The organism is Pseudonocardia ammonioxydans (assembly GCF_900115005.1).
GTDB classification, from domain to species: domain Bacteria; phylum Actinomycetota; class Actinomycetes; order Mycobacteriales; family Pseudonocardiaceae; genus Pseudonocardia; species Pseudonocardia ammonioxydans.
Genome location: NZ_FOUY01000001.1, coordinates 66637 through 79529, shown reverse-complemented (window position 1 = coordinate 79529; position 12893 = coordinate 66637). Strand labels below are relative to the sequence as shown.

The following is a 12893-nucleotide window of genomic DNA, read 5'->3' as shown; positions in this document are numbered from 1 at the left end:
CCCGGCGCCCGGTGGTGGGACAGCGGAGAGCGGTCAGCCGGGCGGTCGCGCCATGGTCCAGGTCCGGGGACCGCCGTGCGGCAGGTCGAGCTCCGCCTCGACCTCGAAACCGAGCCGCCGGTAGAGCCGGACGTTTCCCGGCAGCGACGTCTCCAGGTAGGCCACGCTGCCGGTGCGGTCGGCCTCGGCCAGTCCCGGCCGGAGGACGGCGGACCCGAGGCCGCGGCCCTGTCGCCCGGGGCGGACGCCGACGGTCGCGAGGAACCACACCGGCCCGGTCGGGCGGTGGGGTGCCAGCGCGGCCTCGGTGTCCGCCGCGACGGCCGCGCGGTCGCCGGCGAGCTCGGCCAGCCGCGGTGCGAGCCGGGCGAACACGTCACCGATGCCGGTCGAGGCCGGGGTCGTCCACACCGCCACGGCGTCCGGTTCGGACGGTCCGTCCGCGGCGCCGGCGACCCACACCCTCCCGTGCGGGATGCCGATCTCGGACAGGAACAGGGTCTGATTGTCGAGGAGGCGGCGTTCGTGGTCATCGGCACCGATCGTGTGCCGGGTGAACGGGTAGTCGCGGAACGCCGCCCGGAGGGTGTCGGCGGCGGCCGGGACGTCTGCTGCGGTCGCAACCCGCACGGTCGGGTCCATCCGGCGCGACGCTACCGAGACGCCCACGGCCGGGCCATCGACTTCCGGCGTCCCGACTCCCGGCGTTCCGACGGCCGGACGGCCCGGGCCGCCGGGGAACCGTCAGCCCGCGGGCAGGGCTGGGTCGGCCTTCAGCCCCACCCCGGACAGTTTCAGCCGCCGGGCCTCGCCCATCAGCAGGGCCAGCGTCGTCGCGGCCTCGGCGTACCCGGTGCCGTGTGGTGGCCGCACGTTGGAGATGCAGTTGCGCTCGGAGTCCCGGCGGCCGCGGCGCGCGTCGTAGGTGAAGTAGACCCCGAGCGAGTCGACCGAACTCATGCCCGGCCGTTCCCCGATCAGCACCACGACGTCGCGGGCCCCGACCGCGGTGGCGATCTCGTCGCCGAGCGCCACCCGGGCCTGGGTGGCGACGACGACCGGGGCCACCCGGACGCCGTCGAGCCGGTCCAGGATCTCGGCCAGCAGCCCGGCCGCGTGGTCGCGCACCGCGAGCGGGGACAGCCCGTCGGCCACGACGAGGACCACGTCGTGCTCGCCCCGCGGTAGCTCCACCCCGGACGCCAGCCGGCGTCCCAGATCCGGGCGGGTCAGGTACTCGCCCCGGTCGCGCGGTGCCCCGGCGGCCTGCCGGACCTCCACGCCGAGCCCGGCGATCGCACCGGCCACGGCGTCGACGTCGAGCGGGGTGTGGACGGCGTCGCGGGCGGCCGCATGGGCCGCCCGCAGCTCCAGCAGCCGTCCGGTCGGCAGGGCGTCACCGGCCCGGCCGAGCGCCACCCGGGCCCGCGTGGAGGCCCGCAGGACGTCCAGCGGGTCGGTCATCGCACACCTGCCGTGAGCGTCCGCATCGCCGCCGCCGGCAGCTCCCGGACCCGGCCCGCCTCGTCGAGCAGGTCCATCGTGGACAGCCACTCGGCGAACTCGGGAGCCGGGGCGAGGCCGAGGACCTGGCGGGCGTAGAGCGCGTCGTGGAACGACAGCGACTGGTAGTGCAGCATCACGTCGTCGCCGCCGGGCACGCAGATCACGAACGAGCACCCCGCGGCGCCCAGCAGGGTGAGCAGCGCGTCGGTGTCGTCGGCGTCGGCCTCGGCGTGGTTGGTGTAGCAGACGTCGACGCCCATCGGGACGCCGAGCAGCTTCCCGCAGACGTGGTCCTCCAGCCCGGCCCGGGTGATCTCCTTCCCGTCGCGCAGGTACTCCGGCCCGATGAACCCGACCACGGTGTTGACCAGCAGCGGGTCGAACGCCCGGGCCACCCCGTAGGCCCGGGCCTCGAGGGTCTGCTGGTCGACGCCGTGGTGGGCGTCCGCCGAGAGCGCGCTGCCCTGGCCGGTCTCGAAGTACATGCAGTTCGTGCCGACGGTGCCCCGGTCCAGCGCGAGCGCGGCCTCGTGCGCCTCGCGCAGGAGCTCCAGGCGCACGCCGAAGCCGGAGTTGGCGGCCTCGGTGCCGGCGATCGACTGGAACACCAGGTCGACCGGGGCACCCCGTTCCATGATCTCGATCGAGGTCGTGACGTGCGCGAGCACACAGGACTGGGTGGGGATGGCGTAGCGGGCGCGCACGTCGTCGATCAGGTGCAGCAGCTCGGTCGTGCGCTGCGGCGAGTCGGTGGCCGGGTTGATCCCGATCACGGCGTCGCCGCAGCCCAGCAGCAGCCCGTCCACGATGGACGCAGTCACTCCGGCGGGGTCGTCGGTGGGGTGGTTGGGCTGCAGCCGGGTCGCCATGGTGCCCGGGCGTCCGACGGTCGACCGGAACGCCGTCACCACCGGGGTGCGACGCCCGACCGCGATCAGGTCCTGCAGGCGCATGAGCTTCGCCGCCGCGGCGACCATCTCCGGTGTCAGGCCGGCCGCGAGTGCGGTGGTGTCGGTCGAGGGCCGCAGCAGGTGCTCGCGCAGCTCGCCGACGGTCATCGAGGCCACCGGCGCGAACGCCTCGGCGTCGTGCGAGTCGACGATCAGCCGGGTGACCTCGTCCTCGTCGTAGGGGACGACGTGCTCGTCCAGGAACGTCGACAGCGCCACGTCGGCCAGCAGGCCCTGGGCGGCCACCCGCTCCTGCTCGGACGAGGCCGCGACGCCGGCCAGCACGTCCCCGGAGCGTTCCGGGGTGGCCGCCGCCAGCAGTGCCCGCAGGTCCGCGAACTCGTAGGTGTGGCCGCCGAGGGCGGCCCGCCGTCGTGTCATCGTGCCCCTCGCTCCGCTCGCCCGGTCATGTCAGCTCCGCCTCCGCCTCCGCCAGGGCCGCGAACTCCTCGTCCGGAGCAGCGGCCACCAGGTGGTGCCGCGAGTAGAGGGCGAAGTACAGCATGAACAGGGCGAACGCCCCCAGGGTCGCGCCGGCGGCGATCGGGTCCACCAGGAACGTCGCCACGACCGCCAGCACCGCGACGACCAGTGCGAAACCGGTCGTGACCGTCCCGCCGGGGGTGCGGTACGGCCGCGCCATCCCGGGCGCGCGCCTGCGCAGCACGATGTGGCTGACCATCATCAGGACGTACGACAGCGCCGCCCCGAACACCGCCATGTTCAGCAGCATGTCGCCCTGCCCGGTCAGCGACAGCCCGAAACCGACCGCGCCCGGCACCAGCAGCGCCAGGACCGGCGCCTTGCGGCCGTTGGTCACCGAGAGCACCCGCGGCAGGTAGCCGGCCCGGGAGAGCGCGAACGTCTGCCGCGAGTAGGCGTAGATGATCGAGAAGAAGCTGGCGACCAGGCCGGCCAGCCCGATGTAGTTGACGACGACGGCGGCGCGCGAGTCCCCGAGCGCCTCGACCAGCGGGTTCCCCGACTCCGAGAGGGCCTGTGCGCCGAGCGCCCCGGTCGCGAGGACCAGCACGGTGGCGCCGGTGACCAGCAGGACCAGCATCGCGGCGAGGATGCCGCGCGGCACGTTGCGCTCCGGCTCGCGGGCCTCCTCGGCGGCCAGCGGGACGCCCTCGAGGGCCAGGAAGAACCAGATCGCGAACGGCACCGCCGCCCACACGCCGAGCCAGCCGTGCGGGAGGAACGGCGAGGCGCCGACGGCGTCGGTCGGCGCGATGTCGACCAGGTTGGCCGGGTCGAACCGCCCGGCCGCGGCGACGGCGAACACCACCAGCCCGGTCAGCGCGATCGCGGTGATCACGAACATCGCCTTGAGCGCCTCGCCGACCCCGCCGATGTGGATGCCGACGAACAGCACGTACGCCGCCAGGTAGACCCACCAGCCGTCGGTGATCCCGAACAGGCCCAGCGACTCGACGTAGGCACCGATGAAGGTCGCGATCGCGGCCGGGGCGATCGCGTACTCGATGAGGATCGCCGTCCCCGTCGCGAAGCCGCCCCACGGGCCCAGCGCGCGCCGGGCGAAGGTGTAACCGCCCCCCGCCGCCGGCAGCGCCGAGGACAGCTCGGCCATGCCCAGCACCATCGCGAAGTACATCGCGGCGATGACGACCGCGGCGAGCAGTAGCCCGCCGAACCCGCCCTCGGCCAGGCCGAAGTTCCAGCCGGAGTAGTCGCCGGAGATCACGTAGCTGACCCCCAGCCCGGCGAGCAGGACCCACCCTGCCGCGCCGGTCCGCAGCTTCCGCTTCTCCAGGTACTGGTCGTCGGTGGGGCCGGTCATGGCGTTCCTCCGCTCGTCGGGGTGAGCGGATCGTAGGGACGACACCCGGTCGAGCGGGATACGCCGATGTGAGGGATCTGTTTCGGCGCGCAGCGCGGCTGAGTGGCCGCCGGTGCAACGCGACAGGGTGGTTCATCGACACCGTCGTGCGGAGCGCGGTCACGCAGCGTGTCCCAGGAAAAGGGTGCGCGTCCGTTCGGGTCCACTGTGGTGACGCCTTGTCGCGGGCTGCGGCCGGATGCGCCGCCGGCGCGGAGAACCGGATGCCGGAAAAGAGCAGTATCCTCGCTGAAAGTAATTGCTCTGGTCCGTTAGTGGTAAGGAATTCGTGGGAACGAGGGTCGGTTCGATAACGTTCTGTGCATCGGCGGGGCTCCCGAAACCGCGCCGAACACGCCGGTCCACAACGGGCCCGTACACAACGGAGAAACAACTGTGCTGAAGAAGGCTGGAATCGTCACCGCCGGCGTCACCGCTGGTCTGCTCGCCGTCTCGCCGCTGGCGTTCGCCGGTGACGGTGGCCACGGGCACGGGCACGACGGCAAGGACGTGCACGCCAAGCAGATCAACAACATCGACCAGGGCAGCAACGACCGGCAGAGCGGCCTCATCAACGTGGGTGACGTGAACGCGCTGAACAACGCGAACGTGCTCTCCTGCTCGCTGAACAGCGTCGACATCGCGGCCAGCGTCCTGGGCGTGCTGGGTGGCCAGGCCACCAACGGCGAGGACGCCCCCAGCGTCTCCGAGTGCTCCCCGGGCTCGACCTCGCAGACCAACATCGACGACTGATCTGCGGGAACGACCGACCTGCGCCGGGCCCGGGGCCGTCTCCCCGGGAAATCCGGCGGGTCGCGTCTTTCGCGCGAATCCCCCGCTCTCTCGAACCGGAGCGGGGGATTCCGCATGTCGGTATTCGAGAGCGGGCCGGGAAAGCGCGCCGTCAGGGATGGTGCGGCAGTACCACGTGTGACGGGTGCTCCGTCCCGTGCAGCACCTCGTAGCGGATCCGCCGTCCGGTGACGGCCGCCGACATGCGCTCGCCGGTCCCGTGGTTGCGGGCGAACCGCGGGAACGCCGCCGCGGCGATCTGCACCCGCAGCCGGTGTCCCGCGCGGAGCCGGTAGCCGGTCGGGCTGAGCGACATCCGGACGACGGTCGTCCCGTCCGGTGCGGTGGCCTCACGGCCGGGGACGAGCCGGTGCATCGCGTCGGTGATGTTCCACGACGCCCCGTCCGGGTCGACGTCGCAGATCCGCACGAACACGTCGCCCTCGCCGGAGTCGGTGCGCACGTACACCACGGCCGAGACCTCGCCGAGCAGGTCCAGGTCGGACTCCTGTGGCGGTCCGGTGTAGACCAGGACGTCGTCGCGGGCCTCGACGGCCCGGTTGTCGTGCTGCTTGGTCGGCGGCTGCAGCATCGGCCCGCCGACCGTCGGGGTCGGGTCGGCCGGGTCGTAGACGAACGTGTCCGGCGGTGCCGGGGGCGAGCCGGCGGGCCCGGGGGAGTCCGGCCGCAGCCGCGAGCCCGGCGCCAGGTACCACTCCGCGGGCTGCGTCCGCGGCGGCGGCCAGCACGGCAGGTCGGCCCACCGGTCGGCGTGCTGGACGTAGGCGCGGACCGGGGCGCGGCCGTCGCCGTCCCCGCCGTGCAGGTGCACGCCGAGCCAGCCGACCATCTCCTGGGCGATCGTCGACAGCGAGTCGCGGTCCCCGTGGTGCCACGGCCCGATGGTGATCCGGGCGGTCGCGCCGCCGCGCTGCAGCGCGGTGAAGTCGACCAGCTGCCGGTCCACGAACAGGTCCCACCACCCGGTGACCATGCACACCGGGGGCATCGCGGCGGCGTCGAAGCCGTCGTGCTCGGCCGGCGCCCAGAACTCCCGCGGCCGCTCGGCGTGCTCGACGAAGTCCCGCCAGAACACCACCGGTGCACCGGTCAGGGCGACGTCCGCGGCCTGCAGCGGCAGCGAGGCCACGGCCCGGCGCTTGCGGCGGCCGAAGACCGGGGTCGCCAGGAACCCGGTGACCGCGGTCAGGCGTTCCTGGCGCCCGATCTGGTTCACCCAGCTCGCCAGGTTCAGCAGACCGGGTGCGCCGCCGGGATAGAAGGTGCTCGTGAACTCCGACGCGGTGATGTCGGCGTTCATCGAGGCGAGGCCGGGGTCCGCGTACGGGGCGATCGCCCACTGGGTGTGCCCGACGTAGCTGGGGCCGACCATGGAGACGCGGCCGTCGCACCAGTCCTGCCCGCGGACCCAGTCCAGCGTGTCGAGCCCGTCCGGGCTCTCGTGCAGGAACGGCCGGAACTGGCCCCCGGAGCCGAACGTGCCCCGGGTGGACTGCACCAGCACCTGGAACCCGCGGCGGGCCAGCAGCGACCCGATGAGCGAACCGAGGCCGTCGCGGCCGTAGGGCGTGCGCACGAGCACCGTGGGCCGGGCCGCGACCGGGCCCGGACGGCGGTAGAGGTCGGCGAGCAGCACGACGCCGTCGGACACGGGTACCCGCAGGTCCCGTTCCCGCACGTACGGTGCCGGTGCCTCCCGGAAACCCAGACGCCGGTCGATCAGGCGTTCCGCGACCGCCGTCATCGCCACCTCCCCCTCGCGCCCGCTCGCTGCGGGGCAGGGCCGATCGTAAAAGAACCCCGTGCCCGCGCCGTCCCACGGCCGGGGGCGACGGAGCGTGGCCGGTCGCGCGGAGCGGCCCGGGGCCGCGGGCGCGGGAATTGTCGGGGGGCGCGCGTAGCCTGCGCCGCGTGCGGGTCGAACGGATGACGTGTTGCGGTCGGGAGTGGGTCGGACCGGACCGGGCGCACTGCTGCGGCCGATTCGGCGGCTGCGGTGCGGTGTTCGACGACGCCGAACTCTGGGACCGGCACCGCCCGCGCGGCCGCTGCGTCGCGGACCCCGCAGTGCTGGGGCTGGTCCCCACGCGCAACGGGATCTGGCTGCGCGAGCTCGACGGGGCGGGCCGGGCCGGTTAGCCCGGGGCCGGCGCGGTGCCGGCCCGGGTGATCCCGCGGAACACCGCGTCGGAGTGTCCGGGGTTGCGCACGGACACCAGGTCCAGCCCGGTGAACCACAGCACCGCCCCGGTGCCGAACGTCCGGCTCCCGCCGGCCGAGCAGCAGAGCTGGATCGCCCCGTGGTCGACGACGATCAGCGCACCGCGCCACTCGTCCTCGTCGTGCGGGCGGGACTCGCCCGGCGCCAGCGTGACCGTCCGCGTGTGGAACGAGGGCGCGCCCGGCATCGGTGTCACCCCCGTTCGTGATCCGGTTCTGCTGGGGGAGACCGGGCCGGTGGCGGAAAGTCATCGGCGGCCCCGCTCAGGCCGCGGCGGCCCCGCCGAGCATCTCGGCCACGGTCTCGTAGCCGATCCGGGCCGCCGCGCGCACCCGGGTGCGGTCCGTGGTCAGGCCGCGCACACCCGCCGACGAGTGCGGGGTGAGGGTCAGCAGGTGCGCGCCCTCCCGGTCCGGGTGCGCGGCATCGGTGAGCAGCGGGAGGCACTCGCCGTGCCGGGACGCGTCCTGCGCCATCCGGCCGAGCCCGGGCGCGAGCCGGTCCAGCGACCGCGCCCACAGCGGGGTACGCGCGTCGGCCGGCGGGGTGACGAGCTCGTCGGCGGTGCGGGTCATCAGGGCCAGGACGTGGGTGGCGCCGCTGCGCAGCGCCCGGGCCACCGGCAGCGGGTCCCCGACCGAGCCGTCGATCCACTCGTCCTCACCCACGCGCACCGGCGGCCCGGCGAGCAGCGGGATCGCCGCCGTCGCCCGCATCGCCGCCTTCCAGGTGCCGCCGTCGGGCAGGCCGGTCAGCACGTGCGGGGCCAGGTCCGACGGCCGGGTGACCATGACGTTCAGCGGGACCGGGCTGGTCACCAGCGAGTCCCAGTCGGTCGGCTTGGACTCGACGAGGATGTGGTCGAGCAGATGGTCCAGCGACACCATGGGCCGCCGGGTACCGAAGCGGCGCGGATCGATGAACTCCCGGCAGGCCATGTCGTCGGAGAAGATCCGGGCGGCGTTCTCGCCGTGGCCGAGCACCAGCGCGGTCCCGACGAACGCCCCCGCCGAGCTGCCCCAGACCTCGTCGAAGCACCCGGCGAGCCCGGCCTCCTCGAGGGCGTGCACCATCCCGCCGGCGTAGGCACCGCGCATCCCGCCCCCGCCGATCACGAGCGCGACCCGCCGACCGTCCCGGTGGGAGCCGACGCGGCGGCCGGCGGCCCGGCGCCGCTGCAACAGCGCCAGGACCTCGTCGTCGCCGTGCATCCCGGGCGCGACGGAGTGGCTGTCCATGCCCCCATCATCGCGTCCGGCCCCGCCGGCCCGCGTTCCCCCGGGGGGGGCACGCCCGTGCTCGTGACCCGGTCCGTCCCGGGCCCGGGCCGCGTCGACCGTTCGCACGCCACCGGCCGCCGCGTCCATGCCGTCCACCGCGCCGTGCGGGCCGGGCGGCGGTGTCCCGGCGGTGGCCGACTAGTAGGTTCCCGCGACCAGGGGGTGGCGACACGTGATGCAACGACGCCGGGTGCAGCTGGGAGCGCTCGAGGCGACCTCGCTCCCGGCTGCTCACGCCCGGGCCCGGGACGCCCGGCGTCGCAGGCCGGTGGCACACGACGACGCCGCCGGCGGCATCGCCGAGGACCTCGATCTGGGAACCGCCCCCGGTCGCGCGGACGAGCTCTGCACGCTGCTGCGGGGCGCCGTGCTCGACCACTGGGTGCGGGAGTTCGCCACCGCGTACCCGGGCGGGACCGTGGTGGAGCTCGGTCCCGGCCTCGACGCCCGCGCCGGCCGTCTCGGGAGCGACGGCCCGGAGCACTGGGTGGACGTCGAGCTGCCCGAGATCGCGGAGCTGCGCCGCGAGCTGCTGCCCGCGAGCACGCACCTGGTGGCGGGCTCGGCCCTCGACGAGGACTGGATGGAGCTGGCCCGCGAGCTGCCCGGCCCCCACCTCGTGGTGTCCGACCAGGTCCTGCCGCTGCTGCCCGAGCAGGGGGTGCAGCGGATCGTGTTCACCGTGGCGCGGATGCTGCCCGGGGCGGTGCTGGCCACCGACGTGCTGTCGCGGGCGGCCGCCGACCGGCTCGCCGCCGGATCGCTGCGCGGGACGGCCGCGGACTGGACGTGCGAGGACCCCCGCGAGCTGGAGCCGTGGGGGCTGCGCCTGCTCGACGCCTGCGGGGCGGGCGCCCCGCCCGCCGACGTCGCCGCCCGGCTGCCGCGCACGACCCGCGCGCTGGCCGCCGTGCTCTGCGGCACGCCGGCCCTGCGCGGACACCGGATGGCCCGCTACGAGATCCTGCCCGCCTGACGGGCCCCGGGACGGCCCGGGAGTCGCGATCTCCGGGGTCCCGCCGCGGGTAGGGTCGGGCCGGTGACGGTTCCGAAGATCGAAGTGGACCCGCTCGAGGTCGGGCTCGACCCGGCCCGGCTGGAGCGGGTGGACGAGCACTTCCGCCGCTACGTCGACGAGGGCAAGCTCCCCGGCTGGACGATCGCGGTGGCCCGCAACGACCGGCTCGCGCACCTCTCGCACCACGGGTACCGCGACGTCGAGGCCGGGGCCCCGGTCACCGACGATACGATCTGGCGCATCTACTCGATGACCAAGCCGATCACCTCGGTCGCGACGCTGATGCTCTGGGAGCGGGGCGCGCTCGAGCTCACCGACCCGGTCGAGCGCTACATCCCGGCGTTCGCCGACCAGCGGGTCTACCGGGGCGGCTCCGCGATGAACCCCGGTACCGACGCGGCGCTCGAGCCCGTGCGGATCCACCACCTGCTCACCCACACCGCCGGGCTCACCTACGGCTTCCACCACGCGCACCCGGTGGACGAGATGTACCGGTCGAAGGGCTACGAGTTCGGCGCCCCGAAGGGCGTCGACCTGGAGACGGCGGTGAACCAGTTCGCCGCCTTCCCGCTGCTGTTCCAGCCGGGCAGCGAGTGGAACTACTCGGTGGCCACCGACGTGCTCGGCCGGGTGGTCGAGGTCGCGTCCGGCCGGCGGCTCGACGAGTTCTTCCGCGAGAAGATCACCGGGCCGCTCGGGATGACCGACACGACGTTCTCGGTCGACCCGGACTCGCCGGAGGCCGACCGGCTCGCCGCGCTCTACAACGCCCGCCCGGGCGGCGGGCTCGTGCTCAACAAGACGCTGGCCCGCGGCGCGACCACCGAGCCGACCTACCTCTCCGGCGGCGGTGGCCTGCTCTCCACCACCGGTGACTACCTGCGCTTCGCCCGGATGCTGGCCCGCGGCGGCGAGCTCGACGGCGTCCGGATCCTCGGGCCGCGCACGCTCGCCCGGGCCACCCGCAACCACCTGCCCGGCGGCGCGGACCTGGACACCGTCGGCCGGCCGATCTTCTCCGAGTCGGCGTTCGCCGGGGTCGGGTTCGGGCTCGGCTTCTCCGTGGTGATCGACGGGCCGGCGTCCAAGCAGCTCGCCAACGAGGGCACCTTCGCCTGGGGCGGGCTCGCGTCGACGGCGTTCTGGGTGGACCCGGTGGACGACATCGTCGCCCTGTTCCTCACCCAGCTCGTCCCCTCGAGCACCTACCCGATCCGGTCCCAGCTCCAGACCCTGGTCCAGCAGGCGGTGATCGACTGATGGGACAGGCGGGTCCGGCGCTCGCGTTCGTCGTCCGGACGGTGGTCGTGGCGGCGTCGCTGTGGGTGGCGACCGTCCTCGTGAGCGGCATCGAGCTCGGCAACGGGGCGACGAGCACCCGGGTCCTGACGCTGCTCGCCGTCGCGCTGGTGTTCGGCGTGGTCAACGCGATCGTCAAGCCGGTCGTGGCGCTGGTGGGCTGTCCGCTCTACATCCTCACGCTCGGCCTGTTCGCCCTGGTCGTGAACGCGTTGATGTTCATGCTCACCGGCTGGCTGTCCGGGGTGCTGAACCTGCCGTTCGCCGTCGACGGCTTCTGGTCGGCGTTCTGGGGCGCGCTCGTGGTGGGGATCGTGTCGTTCTTCCTGCACCTGGTGATCCCCGACCGCTACGACGGGCGATAGTGCCCGTGAGTGGTTGTCGCGGTCAGAGCCGCGATAACCACTCACGAGCCAATGGGCCACCCTTCCTGGCGGTGGGCGCCGTCCCAGAACATCCACTCGTAGCGCGAGGTCGTCGTGAAGTGCTCGCGCATCAGGTCCTGCTCGGTGGGCGAGGCGGCGGCCCCGATCCGGTCGGTCACCTCCAGCACCGCGTCGACGACGGCCTGGAACTCCTCCCCGGCGTACATGTCGATCCAGCGCTGGAACAGCGGATCCGGGGAGCCCGCACCGACCAGGTGATCGCCGACCCTCCCGTAGATCCAGTAGCAGGGGAGCACGGCGGCGACGCCCTCGGCGTAGGACCCGCCGTACGCGGTGGCCAGCAGGTAGCTCACGTAGGCCCGGGTGGGCGGGGCGACCGGCAGCGTCCGGGCCTGCTCGGAGGTGAGGCCGAGAGCGCCGAGCAGGTCGGCGTGGAGCTCGCGTTCGGCGGCGATCGCACCGGTCGCGTGCTCGGCGAACATGACGGTCTCGTCGTCGGTGGGGGCCTTCGCCGCGCACACCGTGAGCGCTTTCGCGTAGCCGCGCAGGTAGTGCGCGTCCTGGACGATGTAGTGCCGGAACACCTCGTGCGGCAGCGACCCGTCGGTCAGCCCGGTGACGAACGGGTGCGCGAGGATCCGGTCGTAGATCTCCTCGACGTCGGACCAGAGCAGGTTACGCATGCGGTCGGCCATGGTTTCACCGTAGCCGTGACGCGGTACCCGATCCGGCGAACGGACGGCCACAGCCGGTCGGCCGGGCGTCAACCGGAAGGTGACGGTGAAGTGAGACGCTGCGCACTTCCGGAGGCGGGTGACGGACGGTCCGTCACCATGGGACGCAGGCGGACGGCTCAGTGTGGAGACCCTGCCGAGGTCGAGTCCCCTATCCAGGAGGTGAGGGCATGAGCGCACCCGCGCCCATGGAGCACCACGAGAAGATGCGGATGCGGGCCGCCGCGTTCCGGGCCACCCGGCTCTACCCGGGCCCGGTCGGCGAGCTGATCTCCCGGGAGCTGCTCTCCTGGGAGGACTTCGGCTACCGCCTCGGCGGTGACCGCATGGTCATGGAGCTGGTCCAGCACGTCCTCACGGCACAGCCCGCCCAGCAGCAGCGCTCGGACGCCGCCTGACCGTCACGGGTGCAGGCCGTCCGTGCTGATCTCGGCGGCCGCCCCGGTGGGCGGGGTGCCGTCGGCCAGCCCGGCGACCGCGGCGGCCAACACGACCATCGCCGCGAGCGTGGTCAGGCTGCCGGCCCGGGCGAGGACCGTGAGCGTCCGTGCGGCGGCGGGGAACGCGGGTGCCGCATCCCGGTGCCGTCCGGCGGCGGGACGGTGCGCCGGTCCCCGTGTCGCCGGCGCCGCCGCGGCGGGTGCGGCCGGGGAACCGGTGGCGGCCGAGCGCGGTGCCGGGATCCGGCCCGGCGCCGGGACGCCCGGGGTCGTGACGTCGCTGGTCGTGACGTCGCTCCGGTGCCGGGGCGCCGGCGGCCCCGCGTACGGAGCAGCGGGCTCGACGGGCCGGCGGGGAACAGGGACGCGGACGACGGGCGCGGACATGGCGATCACCACGATC

General features: G+C 74.0%; 15 protein-coding genes. 6 read left to right on the top strand and 9 right to left on the bottom strand.

Annotation, left to right across the window (positions count from 1 at the left end; genetic code table 11):
* Positions 1–33: 33 nt before the first annotated feature.
* From BM093_RS00445 to eat, 4 genes are all read right to left on the bottom strand, one after another.
* Entirely contained in the window at positions 34–642 is a 609-nt protein-coding gene (locus BM093_RS00445; RefSeq protein ID WP_093335492.1) for a GNAT family N-acetyltransferase, read from the bottom strand.
* A gap of 102 nt (positions 643–744) precedes the next feature.
* Positions 745–1464: an ethanolamine ammonia-lyase subunit EutC gene (gene eutC / locus BM093_RS00440; protein WP_093335489.1), complete on the bottom strand. Its 720-nt coding sequence runs from the start codon at positions 1462–1464 to the stop codon at positions 745–747.
* The gene (locus BM093_RS00435) at positions 1461–2837 is read right to left on the bottom strand and encodes an ethanolamine ammonia-lyase subunit EutB (RefSeq protein ID WP_093335486.1); all 1377 of its coding nucleotides are present in this window, start codon (positions 2835–2837) and stop codon (positions 1461–1463) included. The genes eutC and BM093_RS00435 overlap by 4 nt, the downstream gene beginning before the upstream one ends.
* Before the next feature lie 25 nt (positions 2838–2862).
* Positions 2863–4260 carry an ethanolamine permease gene (eat, locus tag BM093_RS00430; RefSeq protein ID WP_093335483.1) on the bottom strand — a complete coding sequence of 466 codons (1398 nt, stop codon included), beginning with the start codon at positions 4258–4260 and terminating at the stop codon, positions 2863–2865.
* 435 nt (positions 4261–4695) lie between these two features.
* Between eat and BM093_RS00425 the strand changes: the two genes are divergently transcribed.
* Entirely contained in the window at positions 4696–5052 is a 357-nt protein-coding gene (locus tag BM093_RS00425; RefSeq protein WP_093335481.1) for a hypothetical protein, read from the top strand.
* A 151-nt stretch (positions 5053–5203) separates the two neighbouring features.
* Here BM093_RS00425 and BM093_RS00420 read toward each other — a convergent pair whose 3' ends face one another.
* The gene (locus BM093_RS00420) at positions 5204–6856 is read right to left on the bottom strand and encodes a CocE/NonD family hydrolase (RefSeq protein ID WP_093335479.1); all 1653 of its coding nucleotides are present in this window, start codon (positions 6854–6856) and stop codon (positions 5204–5206) included.
* 167 nt (positions 6857–7023) lie between these two features.
* Between BM093_RS00420 and BM093_RS00415 the strand changes: the two genes are divergently transcribed.
* On the top strand, positions 7024–7251 hold the full coding sequence (locus tag BM093_RS00415; RefSeq protein WP_093335476.1) for an FDXHR family putative zinc-binding protein: 228 nt from the start codon (positions 7024–7026) through the stop codon (positions 7249–7251).
* Here the strand turns inward: BM093_RS00415 and BM093_RS00410 are convergent.
* The gene (locus tag BM093_RS00410) at positions 7248–7520 is read right to left on the bottom strand and encodes a hypothetical protein (RefSeq protein WP_143105211.1); all 273 of its coding nucleotides are present in this window, start codon (positions 7518–7520) and stop codon (positions 7248–7250) included. The two genes, BM093_RS00415 and BM093_RS00410, sit on opposite strands and share 4 nt — an antisense overlap.
* 76 nt (positions 7521–7596) lie before the next feature.
* Complete coding sequence (locus BM093_RS00405; RefSeq protein WP_093335472.1) at positions 7597–8571, bottom strand: patatin-like phospholipase family protein; 975 nt, start codon at positions 8569–8571, stop codon at positions 7597–7599.
* Positions 8572–8785: 214 nt separating this feature from the next.
* Between BM093_RS00405 and BM093_RS00400 the strand changes: the two genes are divergently transcribed.
* The 3 genes from BM093_RS00400 to BM093_RS00390 all read left to right on the top strand — a co-directional run bounded on the left by BM093_RS00400 (position 8786) and on the right by BM093_RS00390 (position 11295).
* A complete protein-coding gene (locus tag BM093_RS00400) occupies positions 8786–9589 on the top strand; it encodes a class I SAM-dependent methyltransferase (protein WP_143105210.1) in 804 nt (267 codons plus the stop codon).
* Between the two features lie 63 nt (positions 9590–9652).
* Positions 9653–10891: a serine hydrolase domain-containing protein gene (locus BM093_RS00395; RefSeq protein WP_093335466.1), complete on the top strand. Its 1239-nt coding sequence runs from the start codon at positions 9653–9655 to the stop codon at positions 10889–10891.
* Positions 10891–11295: a phage holin family protein gene (locus tag BM093_RS00390; RefSeq protein ID WP_093335464.1), complete on the top strand. Its 405-nt coding sequence runs from the start codon at positions 10891–10893 to the stop codon at positions 11293–11295. The genes BM093_RS00395 and BM093_RS00390 overlap by 1 nt, the downstream gene beginning before the upstream one ends.
* A gap of 41 nt (positions 11296–11336) precedes the next feature.
* Here BM093_RS00390 and tenA read toward each other — a convergent pair whose 3' ends face one another.
* Positions 11337–12011 carry a thiaminase II gene (gene tenA, locus BM093_RS00385; protein ID WP_093335461.1) on the bottom strand — a complete coding sequence of 225 codons (675 nt, stop codon included), beginning with the start codon at positions 12009–12011 and terminating at the stop codon, positions 11337–11339.
* A gap of 209 nt (positions 12012–12220) precedes the next feature.
* Here tenA and BM093_RS00380 point away from each other — a divergent pair, with 209 nt between their 5' ends.
* Positions 12221–12448, top strand: coding sequence for a hypothetical protein (locus BM093_RS00380; RefSeq protein ID WP_245773201.1), 228 nt, complete (start codon positions 12221–12223; stop codon positions 12446–12448).
* A 3-nt stretch (positions 12449–12451) separates the two neighbouring features.
* On the opposite strand, the gene BM093_RS00375 is transcribed toward BM093_RS00380, so the two are convergent.
* The gene (locus BM093_RS00375) at positions 12452–12877 is read right to left on the bottom strand and encodes a hypothetical protein (RefSeq protein ID WP_143105209.1); all 426 of its coding nucleotides are present in this window, start codon (positions 12875–12877) and stop codon (positions 12452–12454) included.
* Positions 12878–12893 lie beyond the last annotated feature (16 nt).

Excerpts from the sequence above, each read along its gene's own strand:
- BM093_RS00410 (WP_143105211.1), bottom strand. The coding sequence starts at position 7,520 with ATGCCGGGCGCGCCCTCGTTCCACACGCGGACGGTCACGCTGGCGCCG.
- eutC (WP_093335489.1), bottom strand. The coding sequence starts at position 1,464 with ATGACCGACCCGCTGGACGTCCTGCGGGCCTCCACGCGGGCCCGGGTG.
- BM093_RS00405 (WP_093335472.1), bottom strand. The coding sequence starts at position 8,571 with ATGGACAGCCACTCCGTCGCGCCCGGGATGCACGGCGACGACGAGGTC.
- BM093_RS00390 (WP_093335464.1), top strand. The coding sequence starts at position 10,891 with ATGGGACAGGCGGGTCCGGCGCTCGCGTTCGTCGTCCGGACGGTGGTC.
- tenA (WP_093335461.1), bottom strand. The coding sequence starts at position 12,011 with ATGGCCGACCGCATGCGTAACCTGCTCTGGTCCGACGTCGAGGAGATC.
- BM093_RS00380 (WP_245773201.1), top strand. The coding sequence starts at position 12,221 with ATGAGCGCACCCGCGCCCATGGAGCACCACGAGAAGATGCGGATGCGG.
- eat (WP_093335483.1), bottom strand. The coding sequence starts at position 4,260 with ATGACCGGCCCCACCGACGACCAGTACCTGGAGAAGCGGAAGCTGCGG.
- BM093_RS00435 (WP_093335486.1), bottom strand. The coding sequence starts at position 2,837 with ATGACACGACGGCGGGCCGCCCTCGGCGGCCACACCTACGAGTTCGCG.
- BM093_RS00420 (WP_093335479.1), bottom strand. The coding sequence starts at position 6,856 with ATGACGGCGGTCGCGGAACGCCTGATCGACCGGCGTCTGGGTTTCCGG.
- BM093_RS00445 (WP_093335492.1), bottom strand. The coding sequence starts at position 642 with ATGGACCCGACCGTGCGGGTTGCGACCGCAGCAGACGTCCCGGCCGCC.
- BM093_RS00375 (WP_143105209.1), bottom strand. The coding sequence starts at position 12,877 with ATGTCCGCGCCCGTCGTCCGCGTCCCTGTTCCCCGCCGGCCCGTCGAG.